General features: G+C 75.2%; 23 protein-coding genes. 13 read left to right on the forward strand and 10 right to left on the reverse strand.

Annotation, left to right across the window (positions count from 1 at the left end; all coding sequences use genetic code 11):
• Together ABD994_RS02835 and ABD994_RS02840 are read left to right on the forward strand one after the other, a co-directional pair.
• A partial coding sequence (locus ABD994_RS02835; protein ID WP_345410862.1) for a serine hydrolase occupies positions 1-1,177 on the forward strand: 1,177 nt, incomplete at its 5' end.
• Positions 1,178-1,207: 30 nt separating this feature from the next.
• Positions 1,208-2,176, forward strand: coding sequence for a hypothetical protein (locus tag ABD994_RS02840; protein WP_345410863.1), 969 nt, complete (start codon positions 1,208-1,210; stop codon positions 2,174-2,176).
• Here the strand turns inward: ABD994_RS02840 and ABD994_RS02845 are convergent.
• Positions 2,161-2,667: a MarR family winged helix-turn-helix transcriptional regulator gene (locus ABD994_RS02845; RefSeq protein ID WP_345410949.1), complete on the reverse strand. Its 507-nt coding sequence runs from the start codon at positions 2,665-2,667 to the stop codon at positions 2,161-2,163. The two genes, ABD994_RS02840 and ABD994_RS02845, sit on opposite strands and share 16 nt — an antisense overlap.
• A 51-nt stretch (positions 2,668-2,718) precedes the next feature.
• Between ABD994_RS02845 and ABD994_RS02850 the strand changes: the two genes are divergently transcribed.
• The 3 genes from ABD994_RS02850 to ABD994_RS02860 are packed head-to-tail and all read left to right on the forward strand — an operon-like array spanning position 2,719 to position 6,006.
• Complete coding sequence (locus tag ABD994_RS02850; RefSeq protein WP_345410864.1) at positions 2,719-3,213, forward strand: VOC family protein; 495 nt, start codon at positions 2,719-2,721, stop codon at positions 3,211-3,213.
• 4 nt (positions 3,214-3,217) lie between these two features.
• Positions 3,218-5,014, forward strand: a complete 1,797-nt coding sequence (locus ABD994_RS02855) for an FAD-dependent oxidoreductase (protein WP_345410865.1) — start codon at positions 3,218-3,220, stop codon at positions 5,012-5,014.
• Positions 5,011-6,006, forward strand: coding sequence for a ring-cleaving dioxygenase (locus tag ABD994_RS02860; RefSeq protein WP_345410866.1), 996 nt, complete (start codon positions 5,011-5,013; stop codon positions 6,004-6,006). The genes ABD994_RS02855 and ABD994_RS02860 overlap by 4 nt, the downstream gene beginning before the upstream one ends.
• On the opposite strand, the gene ABD994_RS02865 is transcribed toward ABD994_RS02860, so the two are convergent.
• Positions 6,007-6,465 (reverse strand): SRPBCC family protein, encoded by a 459-nt coding sequence (locus tag ABD994_RS02865; protein WP_345410868.1) that lies wholly within the window; start codon positions 6,463-6,465, stop codon positions 6,007-6,009. It abuts the gene before it with no gap.
• A 115-nt stretch (positions 6,466-6,580) separates the two neighbouring features.
• On the opposite strand from ABD994_RS02865, the gene ABD994_RS02870 reads away from it, so the two are divergent.
• The 4 genes from ABD994_RS02870 to ABD994_RS02885 are packed head-to-tail and all read left to right on the forward strand — an operon-like array spanning position 6,581 to position 9,645.
• A complete protein-coding gene (locus ABD994_RS02870) occupies positions 6,581-7,711 on the forward strand; it encodes a sodium:calcium antiporter (RefSeq protein WP_345410870.1) in 1,131 nt (376 codons plus the stop codon).
• Complete coding sequence (locus tag ABD994_RS02875; RefSeq protein WP_345410871.1) at positions 7,704-7,982, forward strand: hypothetical protein; 279 nt, start codon at positions 7,704-7,706, stop codon at positions 7,980-7,982. Before ABD994_RS02870 ends, ABD994_RS02875 begins: the two co-directional genes overlap by 8 nt.
• Positions 7,983-7,994: 12 nt before the next feature.
• The gene (locus tag ABD994_RS02880; RefSeq protein WP_345410872.1) at positions 7,995-9,308 is read left to right on the forward strand and encodes an aspartate aminotransferase family protein; all 1,314 of its coding nucleotides are present in this window, start codon (positions 7,995-7,997) and stop codon (positions 9,306-9,308) included.
• A 34-nt stretch (positions 9,309-9,342) separates the two neighbouring features.
• The gene (locus ABD994_RS02885; protein ID WP_345410873.1) at positions 9,343-9,645 is read left to right on the forward strand and encodes a YrhK family protein; all 303 of its coding nucleotides are present in this window, start codon (positions 9,343-9,345) and stop codon (positions 9,643-9,645) included.
• A 7-nt stretch (positions 9,646-9,652) separates the two neighbouring features.
• On the opposite strand, the gene ABD994_RS02890 is transcribed toward ABD994_RS02885, so the two are convergent.
• The 4 genes from ABD994_RS02890 to ypfJ form a co-directional block, all read right to left on the reverse strand.
• Positions 9,653-10,462 carry an aldo/keto reductase gene (locus ABD994_RS02890; RefSeq protein WP_345410874.1) on the reverse strand — a complete coding sequence of 270 codons (810 nt, stop codon included), beginning with the start codon at positions 10,460-10,462 and terminating at the stop codon, positions 9,653-9,655.
• A 30-nt stretch (positions 10,463-10,492) separates the two neighbouring features.
• Positions 10,493-11,527 (reverse strand): S-methyl-5-thioribose-1-phosphate isomerase, encoded by a 1,035-nt coding sequence (gene mtnA / locus ABD994_RS02895; RefSeq protein ID WP_425550008.1) that lies wholly within the window; start codon positions 11,525-11,527, stop codon positions 10,493-10,495.
• Positions 11,528-11,582: 55 nt separating this feature from the next.
• On the reverse strand, positions 11,583-11,828 hold the full coding sequence (locus ABD994_RS02900; RefSeq protein WP_345410876.1) for a hypothetical protein: 246 nt from the start codon (positions 11,826-11,828) through the stop codon (positions 11,583-11,585).
• 200 nt (positions 11,829-12,028) lie between these two features.
• A complete protein-coding gene (ypfJ, locus tag ABD994_RS02905) occupies positions 12,029-13,045 on the reverse strand; it encodes a KPN_02809 family neutral zinc metallopeptidase (protein WP_345410877.1) in 1,017 nt (338 codons plus the stop codon).
• A 71-nt stretch (positions 13,046-13,116) separates the two neighbouring features.
• Between ypfJ and ABD994_RS02910 the strand changes: the two genes are divergently transcribed.
• Positions 13,117-13,725, forward strand: coding sequence for a P-loop nucleotide/nucleoside kinase family protein (locus ABD994_RS02910; protein ID WP_345410878.1), 609 nt, complete (start codon positions 13,117-13,119; stop codon positions 13,723-13,725).
• Here ABD994_RS02910 and ABD994_RS02915 read toward each other — a convergent pair.
• Positions 13,701-14,297, reverse strand: a complete 597-nt coding sequence (locus ABD994_RS02915) for a TetR/AcrR family transcriptional regulator (RefSeq protein ID WP_345410879.1) — start codon at positions 14,295-14,297, stop codon at positions 13,701-13,703. The two genes, ABD994_RS02910 and ABD994_RS02915, sit on opposite strands and share 25 nt — an antisense overlap.
• Positions 14,294-15,526, reverse strand: a complete 1,233-nt coding sequence (locus ABD994_RS02920) for an alpha/beta fold hydrolase (RefSeq protein ID WP_345410880.1) — start codon at positions 15,524-15,526, stop codon at positions 14,294-14,296. The genes ABD994_RS02915 and ABD994_RS02920 overlap by 4 nt, the downstream gene beginning before the upstream one ends.
• A 186-nt stretch (positions 15,527-15,712) precedes the next feature.
• Between ABD994_RS02920 and ABD994_RS02925 the strand changes: the two genes are divergently transcribed.
• Both ABD994_RS02925 and ABD994_RS02930 read left to right on the forward strand, forming a co-directional pair.
• Positions 15,713-16,438 carry an SDR family oxidoreductase gene (locus ABD994_RS02925; RefSeq protein ID WP_345410881.1) on the forward strand — a complete coding sequence of 242 codons (726 nt, stop codon included), beginning with the start codon at positions 15,713-15,715 and terminating at the stop codon, positions 16,436-16,438.
• Positions 16,435-17,376, forward strand: a complete 942-nt coding sequence (locus ABD994_RS02930) for an RNA polymerase subunit sigma-70 (RefSeq protein WP_345410882.1) — start codon at positions 16,435-16,437, stop codon at positions 17,374-17,376. Before ABD994_RS02925 ends, ABD994_RS02930 begins: the two co-directional genes overlap by 4 nt.
• A gap of 7 nt (positions 17,377-17,383) precedes the next feature.
• On the opposite strand, the gene ABD994_RS02935 is transcribed toward ABD994_RS02930, so the two are convergent.
• Complete coding sequence (locus ABD994_RS02935; RefSeq protein ID WP_345410883.1) at positions 17,384-18,433, reverse strand: YihY/virulence factor BrkB family protein; 1,050 nt, start codon at positions 18,431-18,433, stop codon at positions 17,384-17,386.
• A gap of 118 nt (positions 18,434-18,551) precedes the next feature.
• Between ABD994_RS02935 and ABD994_RS02940 the strand changes: the two genes are divergently transcribed.
• On the forward strand, positions 18,552-19,514 hold the full coding sequence (locus ABD994_RS02940; protein WP_345410884.1) for a mechanosensitive ion channel family protein: 963 nt from the start codon (positions 18,552-18,554) through the stop codon (positions 19,512-19,514).
• A 60-nt stretch (positions 19,515-19,574) separates the two neighbouring features.
• On the opposite strand, the gene ABD994_RS02945 is transcribed toward ABD994_RS02940, so the two are convergent.
• Positions 19,575-20,435: an alpha/beta hydrolase gene (locus tag ABD994_RS02945; protein WP_345410885.1), complete on the reverse strand. Its 861-nt coding sequence runs from the start codon at positions 20,433-20,435 to the stop codon at positions 19,575-19,577.
• Positions 20,436-20,569 lie beyond the last annotated feature (134 nt).

The following is a 20,569-nucleotide window of genomic DNA, read 5'->3' on the forward strand; positions in this document are numbered from 1 at the left end:
CGCACCGTCACCGCGGGAGGGACGGGCGCGCCGGCGCCGGACCGAGCGCGGGCGCCGCGTCCTCGAGACCCGGCTCGTCGAGCCGGGCGCGGCCTTCGGCGGCGGCAGCGGCAGCACCGGCCCCGCACCCCGGGACCTGCCCACCGTCCCGCGCGCCACACCGGTCCCGCGGACGGGCCCGCCCGCCGAGGCCGCGTCCGCGCCGGTCACGGCGGCGCCGTACCCCGCCCCGCCCCGGCCCGCCCCGGCCCGACCGGCCCCGAGCCGGCGCGCGGGCGTCGCCCGCCTCGTGCTGCTCGTGGCCGTGCTGGGACTGCTGGTCGTCACGGCGAGTCAGGCGCTCGAGCCGGGGACACGGCCGGCCCCGCCGCCCCCTGTGGCCGCCCCGGCACCACCGCCCGGGCGCACCCTCGTCGATCCCGCCGCGGTGGACCGCGACGCGACGGCGGCCATCGACCGGCTCGTGCAGGGCGACTCCGCGGGCCACGTGTCCGTCGCCGCCCTCGACACCGCGACCGGGCGGTCGTTCGGCTACGCCGCCGACAACCCCGTCTCGACGGCGAGCGTGGTCAAGCTCGACATCCTCGAGACGCTGCTGCTGCAGAGCCAGGAGGGCGAGACCGTCCTCGGCCCGGCCGCGCGGGACCTCGCCGGCCGGATGATCCAGCAGAGCGACAACGCCGCGGCCACGAGCCTGTGGGGCGACCTCGGCGGCATCCCGGCGCTGACCGCCGCCAACCGCCGCCTCGGGGTGCGCCACACCACGCTCGACGACCACTGGGGCAGCACCACGACCCCCGCGTCGGACCAGGTGCGCCTGCTCGCCGCGCTGACCGGCACGCCGCCGCTCGCCTCCCCCCTCGACGCCGACTCCCGCGCGTTCGCCCGCGACCTCATGACCCGCGTCGCCGCCGACCAGCGCTGGGGCGTCAGCGCCGCCGCCGACCCCGGGACGACGACCGCGCTGAAGAACGGCTGGGTGCCCGTGGACACCGCGGGCGGACGCTGGATCGTCGGCTCCGTCGGTGCCGTGACCGCCGGGGGCCACCCGGTGCTCCTCGCGGTCCTCTCCGAGCACCAGCCGAGCCAGGAGGCCGGCATCCGCCTCGTCGAGTCGATGGCGCGCCTCGCCGCCGGTGCCGTCACCTCGCGGCCGGAGGTCGTCGCGGCGGGCTGACGACACGCCCACTCGCGGTACCGTCGCCCGATGGCGCGGCGGGGCCGGCTCGGGTGGGTCCTCGCCGCCGTGCTGCTCGTCGGGCTGGCCGTGGAGACCGTCCACGACCTCCGCGCCGGCGACCACGCGCCCGACATCCCGGTCATCGACGACTGGCTGCACAGCACGCTGATCCTGGCGTCGAGCGCGATCTGCGCGGCCGGGGCGCGGCGCCGGGTCCCCCGCAGCCCGAGCCGCGGGGCGTGGTGGTGCTTCTCCGCGGCGCTGCTGCTGTTCGGGCTCGCCGAGGTGCTGTGGTCCGCGCTCTACCCGGCCGGCGTCGACGTCCCCACCCCGAACCCCACCGACCCGCTCTACCTCGCCACGTATCCCCTGTTCATGGCCGGGCTCGTGCTCATGGTCCGCGCCCGGGTGATCGACGTCCCCTGGCACCGCTGGCTCGACGGCTTCGTGCTGGCCCTCATCGTGGCGACCCCGGGCGTCCTGCTCGTCATCGAGCCGGTGCTCGAGACCGCGCCGATCGACCCCCTCGGCCGGGCCGTCACCGTGGCCTACCCCCTGGGCGACATCCTGTTGCTCGGCGCGCTCCTCGGGACGCTGCCGCTGATGTCGTGGCGGCTGCACGGCAGCTGGAAGTGGGTCGGGCTCGGCCTCACGTGCATGACCGTCGCGGACGCGACCTACAGCCTCGCCGCGAGCGACGCGTTGTCTCACGAGGGGCCCGTCGACTTCCTCTGGAGCGCCGGGGCGCTCGCCTTCGCCGTCGGCTCGACGCGCCTGCCTGCGGGCCCCCAGCCGTCCCGGGAGATCACCGGGTGGCCGGCGATCGCGCTGCCGCTGTTCGCGCAGCTGTTCGCGCTCGCCACCCAGGTCTACGGCTGGTTCCGGCCGCTGCCGGCGGCCGAGCGGCTGCTGACGATCGCTGTGCTGATCATCGGCATCGCCCAGATCGTGGTCTCGCGCCCGCGCCCGGGCACCGGGGATCAGCCCGCGGACTGAGCGTCGGCGATCCGGGCCAGGACCGCGTCGGAGACCGCCGCCCAGGCGTCCACCTGCGCGTCGTCGAGCCCGTCGAACACGAGCTCGCGGACGGCCGCGACGTGCGCGGGCGCCGCCTGCTCGATCGCGCTCCGCCCGGTGGGGCTGAGCACGACGAAGGCGCCGCGGGCGTCGTCCGGGCAGTCCTCGCGACCCACCAGGCCCCGGCGCTGCATGCGCGTGAGGTGGTGGGACAGCCGGCTCTTCTCCCACTGCAGGGCCTCGGCGAGCTCGGTGACGCGCAGCGGCGCTCCCCCGTCACCCCGCTCGCTCAGCGCCACGAGCACGTCGAAGTCCGCGAGCGAGAGGCCCGCGTCCGCCTGCAGCCGCCGGTTGAGCTCGGCCTGCAGCCGCGCCGCCACCGCGAGGTGGCCGCGCCACGCACGTTGCTGGCGCTGGTCCAGCCACCGGGGCTCCGTCACGACGCCATCGTACGCCAGTGGTTGACACATCATCCATCAGTGAGCAAGGTAGGTGACACGTCAACTGACGAGGAGGACCCGATGGCGACCGACACGACGACCCTCGACGCCGAGCGCGCCCGCATCCGCGACGCGTACCTGCAGCCGCCGGCCGAGCGCCCCGCCTCCACGGCCCGGGGGCTGCACCACACGGCCCTGGTGTCGAGCGACGTCGAGCGGACCGTGCGCTTCTACCAGGGCGTGCTCGGCTTCCCGCTCACCGAGTTGATCGAGAACCGCGACTACCCCGGCTCGTCGCACTTCTTCTTCGACATCGGGCACGACAACCTGCTCGCGTTCTTCGACTTCCCCGGCCTCGACGTCGGGCCCTACGCCGAGGTGCTCGGCGGGCTGCACCACGTGGCGATCAGCGTCGACCCGCAGCGCTGGGAGGAGCTGGTCGCCCGCCTCGCCGACGCCGGCGTCGAGCACGAGGTGCACAGCGGCGTGTCGGTGTACTTCCGCGACCCGGACGGCGCCCGGATCGAGCTGATCGCCGACCCGCTGGGCGAGATGTACGGCCACCAGGTTCTCTGAGCACATGACCCCCGCGTTCACGACCGACGTCCTGGTCGTCGGCACCGGCCCGGCCGGCGCCGCGATGGCCCTCGCGCTGGCCACGTACGGCGTCGACCACGTCGTCATCACCCGCTACGCCTCCCTGGCGACCGAGCCGCGGGCGCACATCACCAACCAGCGCACGATGGAGGTCCTGCGCGACCTCGGCGTCGAGGACCGCGTCGTCGCGCAGGCGACGCCGCAGCACCTCATGGGCACGACGACGTTCTGCACGTCGATCGCGGGCGAGGAGCTCGGCCGGCTGCGGTCGTGGGGCAACGACCCGCTGGTCCAGGCCGCGCACGACCTGGCCAGCCCCTCGCGCATGTGCGACATGCCGCAGAACCTCATGGAGCCGGTGCTCGTCACCGAGGCCACGCGGCGCGGGACGCCCCTGCGCTACCAGACCGAGTACCTGTCCCACCGCGAGGACGCCGACGGGGTCACCGTCACCGTGCGGGACCGGCTGCGCGACGACACCTACGAGATCCGCGCCCGCTACCTGTACGGCGCCGACGGCGGGCGCAGCCGCGTCGCGGAGAACGCGGGCCTGCCGATGCGCGGGGAGATGGGTGTCGCCGGGTCGCTGAACATCCTGTTCCGGGCCGACCTCTCGGACCTCGTCGCGCACCGGCCGAGCGTCCTGTACTGGGTGCTGCAGCCCGGCTCGGACATCGGCGGGATCGGGATGGGCGTGGTCCGGATGGTCCGCCCGTGGGACGAGTGGCTGACGATCTGGGGCTACGACGTCGCCGACGGCCCGCCCGACCTCTCCGAGGAGTTCACGACGGATCTGGTGCGCCGGCTCGTCGGCGTGGACGACCTCGAGGTCGAGATCCTCGGCAGCTCCGCGTGGACGGTGAACCACATGGCCGCCGAGCGCTACGACGCCGGCCGGGTGTTCTGCGGCGGCGACGCCGTCCACCGTCACCCGCCGTCGAACGGCCTGGGCTCCAACACGTCGATCCAGGACTCGTTCAACCTCGCCTGGAAGCTCGCCTTCGTGCTCGACGGGCGCGCCGGGCCGGGACTGCTCGACTCGTACAGCGCCGAGCGGGCCCCGATCGGGCGCGGGGTGGTCGACCGGGCCAACCAGTCGATCGGTGAGACCGCCCGCATCTTCGAGGCGCTGGGCCTCGCCGGCGTCGACGACCCCGCCCGCATGCGGGCCAACATGGCGGCCCGCCGCGGCAGCGACCCCGACGCCGAGAAGCAGCGGCGCGCGCTGCGCGAGGCGATCCGGTTCAAGGTCTACGAGTTCAACGCCCACGGCTTCGAGCTCAACCACCGCTACGTCTCCGGCGCGGTCGTCCCCGACGACGGCGACGCGGGGCTGCGGCCGGATCCCCTGCCCGCCACGGCCGACGCGACGCTCGAGCACGTCGCCACCACCGCCCCGGGCGCCCGGCTGCCCCACGCGTGGGTCACCGTCGGCGGCCGCGAGCGCTCGACGCTCGACCTCACCGGCGACGGCCGGTTCACGCTGCTCACCGGCCTCGGCGGGGAGGCCTGGCGCGACGCGGCGGCCGCGGTCGCCGCGGACACCGGCGTGACCGTCGACGTCGTGCTCGTCGGGCCCGGGTGCGCCGTCGAGGACCCGTACGGCGACTGGGCGGCCCGACGCGAGGCCGACGGGCTCGCCGACGCCGGGGCCCTGCTGGTCCGCCCCGACCAGCACGTCGCCTGGCGCACGGCGGGTGTCCCCGACGACCCGGCGGGCGCCCTCGCGCGAGCGCTCGCCGCGGTGCTCGCCCGGACCGCGATTGAGGAGCGCGCGTGACGCCGACCCCCGACACCGTGACCGACGCCGCCAGCACCATCGCCCCGCACGGCCTGCACCACGTCACGGCCATCGCCTCCGACCCGCAGCGCAACCTGGACTTCTACACGGGCGTGCTCGGGCTGCGGCTGGTGAAGACCACCGTCAACTTCGACGACCCCGGCACCTACCACCTCTACTACGGCGACGAGGCGGGCCGGCCGTCCACGATCCTGACGTTCTTCCCGTGGCGCGACGTGGAGCCCGGCCGCCAGGGCACGGGCCTGACCACGGCGACCGCGTTCAGCGTGCCGCCGGAGTCGCTGGGCTGGTGGCAGCGCCACCTCGCAGGGCACGACGTCGACCTGGTCGCGGCGCCCCGCGACCGGGACACCGCGGGGCGGCACGAGGAGGTCCTGACCTTCCGCGACCCGGACGGGCTGGTCATCGACCTCGTCGCCTCGCCCGGCGACACCCGCTCGGGGTGGGACGGCGTCGCCGCGGTGCCCGCCGAGCACGCCGTGCGCGGCCTGCACTCGGTGACGCTGACCGAGCGCGAGCTCGACGCGACGGCCTCGATGCTCACCGGCCTGCTCGGGATGGACGGGAGCGGCGGCGGCGAGCGCGCCCGGTTCGCCATGGCCGACCAGCCGGGCGCGGTGCTCGACGTCGCCGCCACCACCGACGGGCAGGAAGGTCGGCAGGCCGGCGGGACCGTGCACCACGTCGCGTTCCGCGCGCCCGACGGCGAGACCCAGGAGCGCTGGCGCCGGGAGCTGGTCGACGCGGGGCTGCACGTCACGCCGATCCTCGACCGGCAGTACTTCACGTCGATCTACTTCCGCGAGCCCGGCGGGGTGCTCTTCGAGATCGCGACCGACCGGCCCGGCTTCGACGTCGACGAGCCCCTGCTCGAGCTGGGCCGCCACCTCAAGCTCCCGCCGTGGCTCGAGCCCGACCGCGAACAGATCGAGCGGTCGCTGCCGGCCCTGCGGTTGCCCGACGCCGGGTAGTCAGCCCTCGGCCTGCGCGGCGAGCCGGTCCAGCGAGGCGGCGAGCCGCGCGGTCGTGGTGGCCCGGGCGGTGCGGAACCGGCCCGGATCGGTGAGCTGCGTCCAGTCGTAGGTGTGCCGCACGAGCGTACGTCCCTCGCCGCGCGGCTCGAGCTCCCAGCGCCACAGGTGGCCGGGCGGCGCGGCGCCGGGCTCCGCGGGGCGCCAGGCGATCCGGCGGCCCTCGGTGAACTCGACGACGTGGTTCTCGCGCTCCGCGCCCATCGTCAGCCGCATCGTGAACACGTCACCGACAGCGTGCACGCGCTGTCCGGGGGCGGCCTCGGCGAGGTTGTCGCCGCCGTCCCACGCGGGCTGGCGGGCCGGGTCGGCGATCATCTCGAAGATCGTGGCCGCGTCGGCCGCGACCTCCCGCTCGGCCGTCGTGACCTGCGGTTCGTCCGGGTTCGGCGCGCTCACCGGGCCGCTTCTATCGGTCCCCGGGAAGGGTGTCAACCCGTTGCACGAGCGGATGGTCCCGATCACCATCGGTGTTCGGCGCAATCCGTTCCGACATCGGCGTGGGGGCAATCTTGTGATCCCGATCATCGAATTCGTCCTCGGCATCGCGGTGCTCGTCTACAGCGCCGAGAAGCTGATCGGGTACCTCGTCGGCGTCGCGAGCCGCTGGGCGATCTCGCTGTTCCTCGTCGCCGTGGTGTTCACCGGCATCGAGTTCGACGACCTCGCGTTCGGCATCGTGCTGAACCTCGAGGACCTCAGCAACGTCGCCCTCGGCACGGTGATCGGGACGACCGTGGCCATGACGGGGGTGGTGCTGGCCATCGCCGCCATCGTCGCGCCCACGCCCGTGGACGTGCCGGCGAGCTACCTCGTGCTGTTCGTGGCGGCGCCGGTGGTCATGTACGCGCTGGCGCTGGCGGGCGTCCTCACGCTGGTCACCGGCATCGTGCTGCTGCTGCTGTTCGTGGCCTTCGTCGGCTGGGTCGCCTACCGCGAGTACTCCTCGCGCCGCCCGGTGTGGCGCAACGCCGAGCTCTACGAGCAGATCGACGACATCAAGGTCGGTGCCGGCGTCGGCGGCGGGACGGCCACGCTCGCGGGGGACGGTGGCGGCGCGCCGCCGGCCGGCGGGAGCACCGGCTCCGGCACCGGCACCGGGTCCGGTGGGCACCACTTCGAGCTCCCGGACGACCTGAAGGTCGACCAGGGCTTCCTCAAGGCCCGGGCCAAGTCACCGGTCGTCACGGTCCTGTTCGCGGTCATGGCGCTGATCGGCCTCGTGGTCGGCGCCGTCGTCGCGGGTCAGGGCACCGAGGGCGTCCTCGACGAGTTCGCGATCGACGGCACCGTCTTCGGCGTCACCATCGCGACGCTCGCGCTCTCGCTCGAGGACATCTTCCTCACGGCCGAGCCCCAGCGCCGCGGCGCGCCCGAGATCGCGATGGCCAACGTCGTCGGCAGCGTCGTGTTCTCGGTGACCGGCAAGCTCGGGATCATCCTGCTCGTCGGCGGCGCGATCACCGTCGACCACAGCGTCCTGGTCTGGCACCTGCCCGCGCTGGTGGTGCTGACGCTGATCTCGGCGCTCTTCCTCTCGAGCGGACGGCTGCTGCGCTGGCACGGCTTCGTCCTGCTCGGGCTCTACGTCATCTACTTCGTCACCAGCCTGGTGTCCTTCGGAGGGGTCCCGCTCGATGACTGAGACGCGCACGGCGATGACCACGAAGGACCGCGTCGGGGCCGGGCTCGCGGTGCTCGCCGCGATCGTCGGCCTCGTGCTGGTGTTCACCTACCGCGACGTGGCGGGCGGCGACGATGACGACGACGGCCCGCAGGGCCCGGCCGCCCCGCCCTCGATCAGCCAGGTGGTCCCGGCGCCGGGACAGCCGGGGCAGGTGGCGCCGCAGCCCCAGCAGCAGGCACCCCAGCAGGCACCCCAGCAGGGTGACGGCGACGGTGACGACGACGGCTGAGCCGGAGCGACCGTGAGCGCTCCCGACCCCGCGCCCCCCGAGCACCTGATCCGCTACGGCGTCCCCTTCGCCCCGGACCTCGTCGAGCGGGCGCGGGGCTCGTGGGTGGTCACCCGCGGGGGCGCGGAGCTGCTGGACTTCACGTCCGGCCAGATGAGCGCGCTGCTCGGGCACGGTCACCCCGAGATCGTCGAGACGGTCGCGCAGGCCGCGGCGACGCTGGACCACCTGCACAGCGGCATGCTCAGCCCGCCGCTGCTCGACTGCGCCGCGGCCCTCGCCGGCACCCTGCCCGCGCCGCTGTCGAAGGTCCTGCTCGTCACCACCGGGGCGGAGTCGAACGAGGCCGCCCTCAAGATGGCCAAGCTCGCCACGGGCCGCTACGAGGTCGTGTCGTTCGACCGCTCGTGGCACGGCATGACCTCCGGCGCGGCGGCCGCGACGTTCTCCGCCGGGCGGCGCGGCTACGGCCCGACCATCCCCGGCAACCTCGCCCTGCCGACCCCGGACGCCTACCGCTCGCCCTTCCGCCACGCCGACGGCAGCCACGACTGGGAGACGGAGCTGGAGTTCGGGTTCGACGCGGTCGACCGGCAGTCGACGGGCAGCCTCGCCGCCTGCCTCGTCGAGCCGATCCTGTCGTCCGGCGGCATCGTGGAACTCCCGCCGGGCTACCTCGCGCGGCTGCGGGAGAAGTGCGCCGAGCGGGGCATGCTGCTCGTGCTCGACGAGGCCCAGACCGGGCTCGGGCGCACCGGGACGATGTACGCGTTCGAGCGCGACGGCGTCGCGCCGGACGTCCTGACGCTGTCGAAGACGCTCGGGGCGGGGCTGCCGGTCGCGGCCGTCGTCACCTCACCGGAGATCGAGCAGGCCTGCCACGAGCACGGCTTCCTCTTCTACACGACGCACGTCTCCGACCCCCTCGCCGCGTCGGTGGCCCACACCGTGCTGCGCGTCGTGGCCCGCGACGGCCTCGTCGAGCGCGCCCGGCGGCTCGGCGAGCAGATGCACGACCGGCTCGCGGGGATGCGCGACCGGTACGCCGAGGTCGGCGACGTGCGCGGCCGCGGGCTGCTGCAGGGCATCGAGCTGGTGCGGGACAAGGACAGCCGCACCCCGGCGCCCGAGCTGATCGGCGGGCTGACCGAGGACTGCCGCCGCCGCGGGCTGCACGTCAACATCGTCCAGCTCGCCGGGCTGGGTGGGGTCGTGCGGATGGCCCCACCGCTGACGATCACCGAAGACGAGCTCCACCACGGGCTCGACGTCCTCGACGCGGCCCTCGCGGCGACGCTCGGGGCCGTCCTCACCCGCCGCGGGTGAGCCCGGGCGGCGCCGTCGCGGCGACCGTGCCGGGATGCTGCTCTTCCTCTACCTGCGCCACATCAGCCGCACCGCGCACGACATGCCCTGGGTCCACCTCGGGATCGGGCTCGTCGGCAACTTCTGCTTCGTCGTCGGCAGCCTGTTCTTCCTCTCCCCGGAGCTGACGCGGGCCGGGACGTGGCTGTTCGTGGCGGCGTCCTGGGGCCTGCTCATCGGCGTCTGCGGCGAGATCATGGTCCGGGTCGAGACGCGCCGGCAGCTGCGGGAGGCCGCCCCGCTCATCGAGGCCGGGCGGCACGCCCTGCAGGAGCGGGCGGCCGGCGAGGGCGGGTAGACGCTGCTCAGAGCCAGCGGCGCATGCTGCTGAGCGCGAGCACCTCGCGGCGCGAGAGCGTGAAGTCGGCGATGTCGAGGTTCTCGCGCAGGCGCTGCGGGTCCGCCGACTTGGGGAAGACGATCGTGCCCTGCTGCAGGTGCCAGCGGAGCACGACCTGCGCCGGCGTGCGCCCGACCTGCGCGGCGACCTGCCGCGCGACGGGGTGCTCGGTGAGCCGCCCCTCGCGCAGGGGACCGTGCGCCTCGGTCGCGATGCCGCGGCGGCGGAGGTGGCGGCGCGTCCCGCGACGCGGGAGGCGCGGGTTGCACCGGATCTGGTTCACCGACGGCACCACACCGGTCGTGCGCACCAGGTGGTCGATGCGGCGGCGGTCGAAGTTGGATACACCGATCGAGCGCACGCGTCCGTCGGCCCGCAGGGCCGCCATCGCCCGCCAGGTCTCGGCGTCCGCGTCGGCGTCGGGCCCGGGGCGGTGGACGAGGTAGAGGTCGACGTGGTCGGTGCCGAGACGCTCGAGGCTGCCCTCGAGGGCGGCGACGGCGGCGTCGGGCGTGTGGTGGTCGTCGTCGAGCTTCGTGGTGATCCACACGTCGTCGCGGTCGACCCCGGCCGCGCGCAGGCCCCGGCCGACGCCCGCCTCGTTGCCGTACTGCTGCGCGGTGTCGACGTGGCGGTAACCCAGGTCCAGCGCCGCGGCGACCAGGTCCGCGGTCTCGGCGTCGGGCACGCGGTACACCCCGACGCCGAGCTGCGGGATCGCGGTGCCGTCGTTGAGGGTCACGTGCGGGAGGGCGGTGTGCGGGAGGCCGGCCATCGCGGCCATCATCCCCTCACGCCCATCCCCTCACGCGGGCAGCGCCGCCCGTGCCCAGGCGCCGTGGCGGAAGGTCGCCGACTCGGTCACCACCGCCGCGAGCAGCGCCGCCGGCGTGACGTCGAAGGCGGGGTTGTAGACGGGGGTGTCCGGCGGGGCGACCGGGACGCCCGCGACGGCGCGCACCTCGTCGGGCGCGCGCTCCTCCACGACGATGCCGGCCCCGGACGCGGTGGTGTGGTCGACCGTCGACTCGGGCGCGACGACCAGCACCGGGATGCCGTGGTGGGCGGCCGCGCAGGCCAGCGCGTACGTGCCGATCTTGTTCGCGGTGTCGCCGTTGGCGGCGATCCGGTCGGCGCCGACGACGACCGCGTCGACCAGCCCCCGCGCCATCGCCGACGCGGCGGCCGCGTCGACCAGCAGGCGGTGCGCCACGCCCATCTGCGCCAGCTCCCAGACGGTCAGCCGTGCGCCCTGCAGCAGGGGGCGCGTCTCGCAGGCGAGGACCTCGGCGACCTGCCCGCGCGCCGCGAGCTCGCGGATCGCGCCCAGCCCGGTCCCCCACGTCACCGCGGCGAGGGCGCCGGAGTTGCAGTGGGTCAGCAGCCGCAGCGGGCGGTCGCCGCACAGCTGCGTGACGAGGTCGGCGGTGCGGTGGCCGAGGCGGCGGTTGGTGGCCTCGTCCTCGTCGAGCAGGGCGCACGCCTCGGCGACCACCGCGCCGGGGCCGTCGTCGAGCCGTGCCAGCGCCCGCTCGACACCACGGCGCAGGTTCACCGCGGTGGGGCGGACCGCGGCGACCCGCTCGGCCTCGGCCCGCACCCGGTCGGCGTCGTCGGGGTGGCGCCGGACGGCGAGCGCGACGCCCAGCGCGCCGGCCGCGCCCAGCGCCGGGGCACCCCGCACGGTGAGGTCCGCGACGGCGTCCACCAGGGCGTCGACGGTCGCCAGGCGCCGCACCCGGAACGTGCCCGGCAGCGCGCGCTGGTCGATCACGGCCACGGCTGGGCCGGTCGCCGCGTCGCCCTCGTCCCAGTCGATCGTCCGTACGGTCGTCCCCACCACGACGGCCACTCTCGCCCTCCGGTCCCGCGGGCACCAGACCCGGCGGAGCGCGTCAGGCCGAGCGGACGGCCTCGAACGGCGCGGTCGGCTGGGAGGTGGCGTAGCGGCGCGGGCGCGGGCCGGCGGGCGGCTGCTCGGTCGGGGTGGTGGGCAGCGACGGCACCGCCGACGGCCGGGTGTCGGCCGAGGCCAGGACCTCGGAGCCGAAGGGCCAGCCGGTGCGGCGGGCCGTGCGGGCGGCGTCGGCCAGGTCCGCGAGGTCGCGGTCGCCGACACCGGTCGCCGGGACGGGATCCACGGGCGAGCCCGGCTCCCGGGCGACCGCCCCGGCCCGCTCGGCGCGGTGCGATCCGGCGGCGCGGGGCGACCGGCCCCTGCTGTGGTGTCCCATATCGACCCCTCGAGGTGAGAACGCCCGACTGCGCCGTCACCCGGGAGAACGAGCGGGGTCGCCGGAGGCAACGGCCCGGCCGTCCGACGTCGTCGACCCGCGAGCGATCACCCCAGGTCGTTGGTGCGGAACGTGTCGCAGCGGGTCGGGTCGCCCGTGGTGTAGCCGGTGGTCAGCCACTTCTTGCGCTGGGCCGACGTGCCGTGGGTGAACGAGTCCGGGTCGACGGTGCCGCCGCCGAGCCGGCCCTGGATGTAGTCGTCGCCGATGCGCTGGGCGGCGTCGACCGCGCCGTCGAGGTCCGCCTGGGAGACCTCGGTGATGAACGCCGGGCGACCGTTCGCCGGCTGGGCGGCGTGGTTCATCCAGACGCCCGCGTAGCAGTCGGCCTGCAGCTCGAGGCGCACCGAGTCCGAGCTCGCCCCCTGACGCGTGCGCACCGCGGCCTCCGTGCCGAGGAGGTCCTGGACGTGGTGGCCGTACTCGTGGGCGAGCACGTAGGCGTTGGTCAGCCCGCCGCCCTGCGCGCCGAACTGCTGGCGGAGCTGGTCGTAGAAGCTCAGGTCGATGTAGACGAGGTCGTCGCCCGGGCAGTAGAAGGGCCCCGCGCTGGAGTCGGCGCTGCCGCAGCGGGTGTTGACCGAGCCGGTGAAGAACACGGTGTCGATGTTCGTGTAGCGCGGCTGCGCCCCGCGCACGGTGCGCGCCACGGTCGCGTAGCCGCCGCCGGCCCAGTACGCCTGGATGGAGTTGATGTCCGCGACGATCGCGCAGTCGGGGTTGGTGTTCGCGTCCCGGCCGGTGCGGCACTCGCTCGCGAGCTCCGACGTCCCGGCACGGGCCGGCCCGCCCGGCTCGCCGAAGGCCCCCGCCACCGAGGAGCCCGACGACCCGGTCCCGCCGCCGAGGAACGTGAACGCGAGGAAGCCGATCACCACCACGACGATGAGGACCCAGCTGACCTTGCCGCTGCGCCCGCGGAACAGCAGCCCGATGAGCAGCGGCAGCAGGCCGCCGCCCATCCCGCCCCCGCCGCCCCCGAAGCCGGCCGGCCCGCCACCGCCCTGCCCCCGGGTGTCGGTCACCTCGGAGGCGTCGAGCTGGGCGTCGTCGTCGTAGCGCATCGGCTTCCCGTCGGTCGAGGGAACGGACGGCGCCGATCCTCGCGCACTCCGGGGTCGTGCACGATGTCTGCGTGGTGCGGGCCGACGTCTGGGTGGTGGCCGGGGCACCCGGCGCGGGCAAGAGCACCGTGGCCGACCGGCTGCTCGCCGTGCTCGGCGACCTGGGCGGGCCGGTGCCGGCGCTGCTGGACAAGGACACCCTCTACGGCGGGTTCGTCGGCGCCACCCTCGCGGCGGCGGGCCGGCCGGACGGCGAGCGCGAGGGCCCCTGGTACGACGAGCACGTCAAGGTGCACGAGTACGCGGGCATGACCGCCGTCGCGCGCGAGGTCCGCGAGCGCGGGTGCCCGGTGCTGTTGTGTGCCCCGTTCACCGGCGCGATCCGCGACCCGGAGCGGTGGGCGGCGTGGGTCGGCGAGCTGGGCGGTGAGCCCGTCCGCCTCGTCTGGGCCTCGTGCGACGCCGCCACCCTGCGCCGGCGGCTCGAGGCCCGCGGCCGTCCGCAGGACGCGGGCAAGCTCGCGGCGTTCGACGCCTTCGTCGCCCGGATGCGCCCGGACGTCCCACCGCCCGTGCCGCACCTCGCGGTCGACACGACGCTCCCCCTCGACCCCCAGCTCCGCGCGGCCCGACGCGGCGGAGGCGAGGAGCACGTTCAGCAGGCGCCAGGGCCACCGTGACCTGCGGAGCGTGCCTCTCGTGAGGCGAAGGCCGCGCGGGTGAGGGTCCGCGCCGGCCGGACGATGCCGGCCACGGTCGCCTCGTCGTCGAGGTGGCACAGGTCGAGCAGGGTCAGCACGGCCTCGGCGCTGACGACCACCGCCAGGTCCTGCACGAGGTCGTCCACCCGGCCCCACCAGGGAGCGAGCGCGACCTCGAGGAGCTCGAAGCGGTACCCCGGACGCAGGCCGGCGACCTCGGGCCGGGTGATGACGCCGGCGAGCACCGCCCGCACGGCCCCGCGGCGGCGCAGCACGTCGCGGGCCAGCACCTCGGCGGCCGCGGCGACGCGCGCCACCGGGTCGTCGCTGCCGGCGACGGCGGCCAGGGCCTCGGCCGCGCCCTCGCGCCGGATCGCCTCGCCGAGCAGGGACACGAGGTCGGGGAAGTAGCGGTAGGCCGTGGCCTCGGAGACCCGCGCGGCCGCGGCGACCGCGGGCATGGTGACCTCGCCGCCGGTGTCGGCCAGCTCCCGCGCCGCGGCGACGATCGCCGTCCGCGTGCGCTCCTTCTGCGCGACGCGCCCGGTCACCGCAGCACCGGCGCGAGGACGTCGCGGACCGCCTCGGGCCGCTCCACGAAGGGCAGGTGCCCGGTCCCCGGGACGGTGACGAGCTCCGCGCCCAGGGCGTCGGCGTAGGCGCGGCCGTAGGCGACGTCGACGATGCCGTCGCTCTCGCCCCACACCACGAGCGCCGGCACGTCGACGTCGCCCAGCTCGCCGAGCAGCGCCGGGTCGTGCATGTACGGGTCGCCGGCGTAGGTCGCGAACACCGCCGCGTTCGCCGCCATCGCTGCCCGCCGCGCGGCCGGGAGCGACGCCGGATCGACGCGGAACCGGTCCGGGTCGTGGTAGCTGAGGTCGGCGAGCCGGTCGAGCGGCAGCCCCGAGACGTCCGTGATCGGGTGCCCGGGCACCGCGATGCCCACGGCGTTCACCAGGACCACGTCGCGCACCCGGCGGGTCGCGTGCACCCGCTCCTCCAGCGCCATCCGCGCCGCCACCCAGCCGCCGACGGAGCTGCCGACGACGGTGACGTCGGTGAGGTCGAGGTCGTCGAGCAGGCGCCGGTAGGTGCGGGCGAGGTCGTCGACGCTGCGCAGGCCGGCGGGACGGTCGGTGCCGTCGAAGCCGGGGATGGTCGGCGTGAGCACCCGCAGGCCGAGGCCGGTGAGCACCGCCGACAGCCCCGCCACGGACGCGGGCCCGCCGCCGCCGTGCAGCAGCAGGACGGGCCGCCCGGCGCCGACGTCGTCGACGTGCAGCCGCAGCCCGTCGGCGAGCACGACCTCGGCCGCGGGCGCCGCGTACTCCGTCGCCGGCTCCGTCGCGTACCGCGCCATGACGCCGGCGACCGCCTCGCCGGTCATCTCCTGCCCGCCCTCGACCATCGCCCGCAGATCGCGGAAGTACTGGACGTAGAGGTCGGGGGTGAAGGTGTTGAGGATGACCGCGGGCTCGTCGCCCGGGTTGGCGAACGTGTGCGGCGCGCCCGTCGGGACCATCACGAGGGTGCGCGGACCGGCGTCGACGCTCGTCTCCCCCACGCTGAACCGGGCCGTGCCGGAGACGACGTAGAAGCCCTCGTCGTGCTGGGCGTGCCGGTGCTGGGCCGGCCCGTCGGTGTGCGGCTCCACGGTGATCTCCCCGAGCCCGAGGCGGTGCTCGGTGCTCCGGCCGTCCTCGAGGATCCGCATGCGCACCGGGCTCGTCAGCGTGACCTCGCCGTCGTCGGGCCCGACGACCGACACCTCGGCCATGGCCACCACCTCTCGTGAGAGTGAACTCGCACGAACGACGCTAGACCCCGTCGAGGACTTCGTGCAAGTGAGCTCTCACGACGAGGGCCAAGTCTCACGGAGTGACCCAGGTCACTGCTCGGTTCCGACGGATCGGCGCCGCGACTCCGGTCTCGACGGGGGCACACCCACACCACGGAGGTCACCATGAACGCCGTCGTCACCGGCGCCGGACGCGGCTTCGGCCGCGCCGTCGCCACGGCCCTCGTCACGGCCGGCACCGAGGTCGTCGGGATCGCCCGCACGGCCGCCGACCTCGAGTCGCTCCACCACGAGCTCGGCGACGCCTTCGTCCCGCTCCCCGCGGACGCGACCGACGAGGCGGTCGCCGAGCAGGTGGTCGCCGACCGCAAGCCGGGGCTGCTGGTGCTCAACGCGGGGGCGACGCCCCACCTCGCCGGCCTCGCCGACCAGACCTGGGACGCGTTCCGGGCGCCGTGGGAGACCGACGTGCACCACGCCTTCGCGTGGCTGCGGGCCGCGCTGCGCGTGCCGATGTCGCCCGGCGGTGTCGTCGTCGCCGTCTCCAGCGGCGCGGCGCTCGCGGGCTCGCCGCTGTCGGGCGGTTACGCGGGCGCCAAGGCGACGATCCGCTTCCTCACCGGCTACGCCCGCGACGAGGCGCAGCGCGCCGGACTCGACCTGCGGTTCCACGCCCTGCTCCCCCAGCTCACCCCGCGGACGGGGCTCGGCGCGCTCGCCGTCGAGGGCTACGCGGCGCGGCAGGGCGTGGACCCCGCGACGTTCGCCGCGGGGCTGGAGCCCGTGCTGGCACCCGAGCAGATCGCCGCGACGGTGCTCGCGATCGCGGGCGACCCGGGCGCCGCGGCGGAGTACCGCGTGGGCGGCGCGGGTGCGAGCGTGCTCGGGTGAGCACGTCCACCGCGACCCCCGACGACGTCGGGTTCGACGCACTGACCGCCCCGTTCCGGCGGGAGCTGTTCGCGCACTGCTACCGCATGGTGGGCTCGGTGCAGGACGCCGAGGACCTCGTCCAGGAGACCTACACGCGGGCCTGGCGCGGCTTCGGCGGGTTCGAGGGACGGTCGTCGGTGCGCCGCTGGCTCCACGCCATCGCGACGAGCGCGTGCCTCTCGGCGCTGGCGGCGCGCCCCCGGCGGGCGCTGCCGTGCGGCCTCGGCCCGCCGGCCGACGACCACCGCGTCGCCGTGGCCGGGCGCGACCCGTCGGTCCCGTGGCTCCAGCCGGTGCCGGACGCGCTGGTCGACCCCGCCGCGGTCGTCGCGTCCCGGGCCGGCGTGCGGCTCGCGTTCGTCGCGGCGCTGCAGCTCCTGCCCGCGCGCCAGCGCGCCGTGCTGACGCTGCGCGACGTCCTCGGCTTCCCCGGCGCGGAGGTGGCGTCGATGCTCGGGACGACGCGCGAGGCCGTCGACAGCGCCCTGCGCCGCGCGCGCCGGCACCTCGCCGAGGCCGCGCCGGCGGCCGACGACCTCGCCGAGCCCGACGCGCCCACCGAACGGGCCCTGCTCGACGCGTACGTGGACGCCTTCGTCCGCGCCGACACCGCCGCGCTCGTCGGGCTGCTGCGCGCCGACGTCGAGCTCGAGATGCCGCCGATCCCGACGTGGTTCAGCGGGCGCGACGCCGTGGTCGGCTTCCTCCGCGCCCGCGTCCTGGGCCGCGGGCGCTGGACGATGTCGCCGACGCGCGCCAACGGCGCACCGGCCCTCGTCGTGCGGACGGGGGCCGGTGTCCCCTACGGCGTCCAGGTGCTCACGACGGCCGGCGACCGGATCGCCCTCATCACCTCGTTCAACGACCCGTCGCTCGTGCCGCTCTTCCCGGCGTGACGGCGGCTCAGGCGGCCACCGCGTCGTCGGCCTTGGCGGCGCCGCGCACGCCCATCGGCTCGGCCCGCCCGCGGGTGGTGTCCGCCTCGGTCTGGTACTCCGCCTCCGAGTTGATCTCGGCACCGAGCAGGACGATGTAGCTGGTCAGGTACATCCACAGCAGGAAGACCACGACGCCGGCCAGCGCGCCGTAGGTCTTGTTGTAGCTGCCGAAGTTGTCGACGTAGACGCTGAACACGACGCTGCCGAGGACCCAGAGCACGGTGGCCGTGATCGAGCCCGGCGTGACCCAGCGGAAGCGCGGCGCGTCGCGGTCGGGCGCGACGCGGTAGACGACGGCGAGCCCGACGGTGACGAGCACGACGAGCAGCACCCACCGACCGATCCCCCCGACCACCTGGCCCGCCGTGCCGAGACCGTCGAGCAGCACCGGGGCGACGGCGACGAGCGCGACGGCCACGACGACGAAGACGATCGCGCCGGCGGTGAGCGCGAGCGCCAGCGCGCGGAGCTTCACCGCGCCACGCCCCTCGGTCTCGTCGTAGGCGATGTTGATCGCGGCCATGAGGTTCTGGGTGCCGCTGGACGCGCTGAACAGCGCCGCGAGCACCGAGATCACGAGCCCGGTGGTGAGACTGCCGGTGCCCGCGCTCACGACCGAGCCGATCTGGTCGGCCACGAGGCTCTGGGCGCTGGCCGGGAGCGCCGAGCTCAGGCTCTCCAGCGTCGCGGCGACCTGGGCCGGGTCGGCGACGAGCCCGTAGAGCGACACGAGGGCGATGAGCGCCGGGATGATCGCGAGGAAGCCGAAGAACGCGACGCCGCCGGCGAGCATGCTCACGTTGTCCTTGCTGCCCTCGGCGAACGCGCGCCGCAGGATCTGCCACCAGCCGCGCGCCGGCACCTGCTCCGGCGACGCCGCCCGGCCGCCGGGCACCGCCGCGGCGCGGTCCGGCGGGGCGTCCGAGTACCGCCGGACGACGGCGGCGTCGTCGGGGGTGCGGGCGACGTGGCGGACCACGAGCAGGGCGGACAGCAGGCGGACGAGAGCGCGCATGGCGCCGCTGGTACCCGGTCGTGCCCGCCGACGATCGGGCGACGGCGCGGTTAGTCGGCGCGGCGGATCGGGCACCACGGCGGCCTCACGACGGAGTGTCACCGAATGAGGAGGGCTGATGCCCGCACCATCCGGGGGCGGTGGCTTCGACGTCCTGCAGAGCCTGCAGAACGCGTTCACCACCCTGCTGAACTACGTGCCGAACGTGATCGGCGCGCTGCTGGTCCTGCTGATCGGCTACGTCATCGCCCGCCTGATCCGGGCCGGGATCACCAAGCTGCTGCGCCGGGTGCGCCTCGACGAGCGGCTCACCCACGGTCGCGGCGGCGAGTACGTCGCGCGCTTCTCACCCGACAACAGCCCCGCGAAGCTCGTCGGGCTGGTCGTCCAGTGGGTGCTGCTGGTCTTCGTGATCGTCTCGGCGGTCGGGACGCTCAACATCCCCGCCGTCACCGGGTTCGTGAACCTGGTGCTGTCCTACCTGCCGAACGTGCTCGCGGCGGTGCTGATCTTCCTGGTCGCCGCGGCCGTCGCCGCGGCCGTCGGTGGCCTGGTGCACCGCACGATGGGCGACACGCCCTCCGGGCGCGTCGTGCGCAGCGCCGCCCCGACGCTGGTCATGGCCATCGCCGTGTTCATGATCCTCAACCAGCTCGGCATCGCGCAGACGATCGTGACCGCGACCTACATCGCGCTCATCGGCGCGATCGCGCTCGGCTCGGCGATCGCGTTCGGTCTCGGCGGCCGCGACGCCGCGAAGGACCTCATCGACTCCGGCTACCGCCGCGCCCAGCAGCAGTCCGGTCAGGTCCGCAGCGACCTGCAGGCGGGCCGCGAGCGCGCCGAGGCCGACGCCCGGGCGTACGCGCCGAACGGCCTGGCCGGCGACGGCCAGGCCACCCAGCAGTACCCGGCGGACCCGGCGACGCGGGTCGACCGCGCCGGCCCGACGCCGCCGCAGGGCATGCCGGCCGCCGACCCGTACGGCGGCGGGGCGCACACCGCCGGCGCGGGCGAGGTGCACCCGGGCGCCACGGAGCCCGTCGCGCCGCCGACCCGCCCGGGCGGCCCGGCGCGCTGACGTCGCCCGTCGAGGAACCGACCGCCCCGGAGCGTCCGTCGCTCCGGGGCGGTCGCGCGTCTACTTCACGAACCGCCCGACGAAGTCCAGGCAGACGCGGGCCACCTCCTCCCAGCCCGAGTCGATCGTGAGGGAGTGGCCGCGCCCGGGCATCTCGGTGAACTCGGTCGGGAAGTGCGCGTTGCGCTGCTGCGCCTCGTAGGTGGCGTAGGCGATGGCGTGCGGGGCCTGGTGGTCCAGCTCGCCCGAGACGACGAGCATCGGGCCGCGGTCGTCGCCGGTCTTCGCGGCCTTGGCCTCGGTGTTCGGGTTGATGTTGGCGAACGCCGCCTGGAACAGCGGGATGCCGGACCCCGCGACGTGGTACTGGTCGTACAGCTCGCGGGCCTCCTCCTCGGGCACGGCGTTGGCGAACCCGTAGCGGAACTGGTCGAAGGTCAGCGTGACCGCGCGGTGCCGGTTGGCGGGGTTCGCGAGCACCGGACCGGCCGCCTTCAGCGCCGCGAGCGGCAGCGGGAGCACGCCGCGCGACGGCGCCGGGTCGATCGCGCAGGTCGCCGCGGACAGGCCCCGCCCCGCGAGGATCTGCACGAGCACGCCGCCGAACGAGTGCCCGACGAGCGCGGGCTTCCGGTCGAGACGCTTGATGATCATCTGCTGGTACGCGGCGACGTCGCCGACGCTCTTGCCCGCGAAGACGTCCGGGTTCGCGTGGGCCTCCTCGACCGAGAGCGGGTCGTCCGGCCACCCCGGGGTCACGGCCACGTAGCCGGCGTCCTCGAACAGCGCGGCCCACCGGTCCCAGCTGGAGTCGAGCAACCAGAGACCGTGGACGAACACGACGGGCTGCTTGCCCGACGCGTTCGCGCGGTCGATCTCCTCCTGCTCACCGGGGGTGGGGGCGAGGGGTGTCTCGGTCATGGGCGGGCTCCTGCGTCGAACCGTGGGGACGGCTCGACCATGGACATCCCGCGGTGTCCGCGGTGGACTGGTGGTGCACGCCGGTGTGCTGTTCCTGCAGGACACGGCCCCGGAGGCGGGTCGCGGTCCCCGAT

This window comes from Actinomycetospora chlora, from assembly GCF_039542135.1.
Taxonomy (GTDB): domain Bacteria; phylum Actinomycetota; class Actinomycetes; order Mycobacteriales; family Pseudonocardiaceae; genus Actinomycetospora; species Actinomycetospora chlora.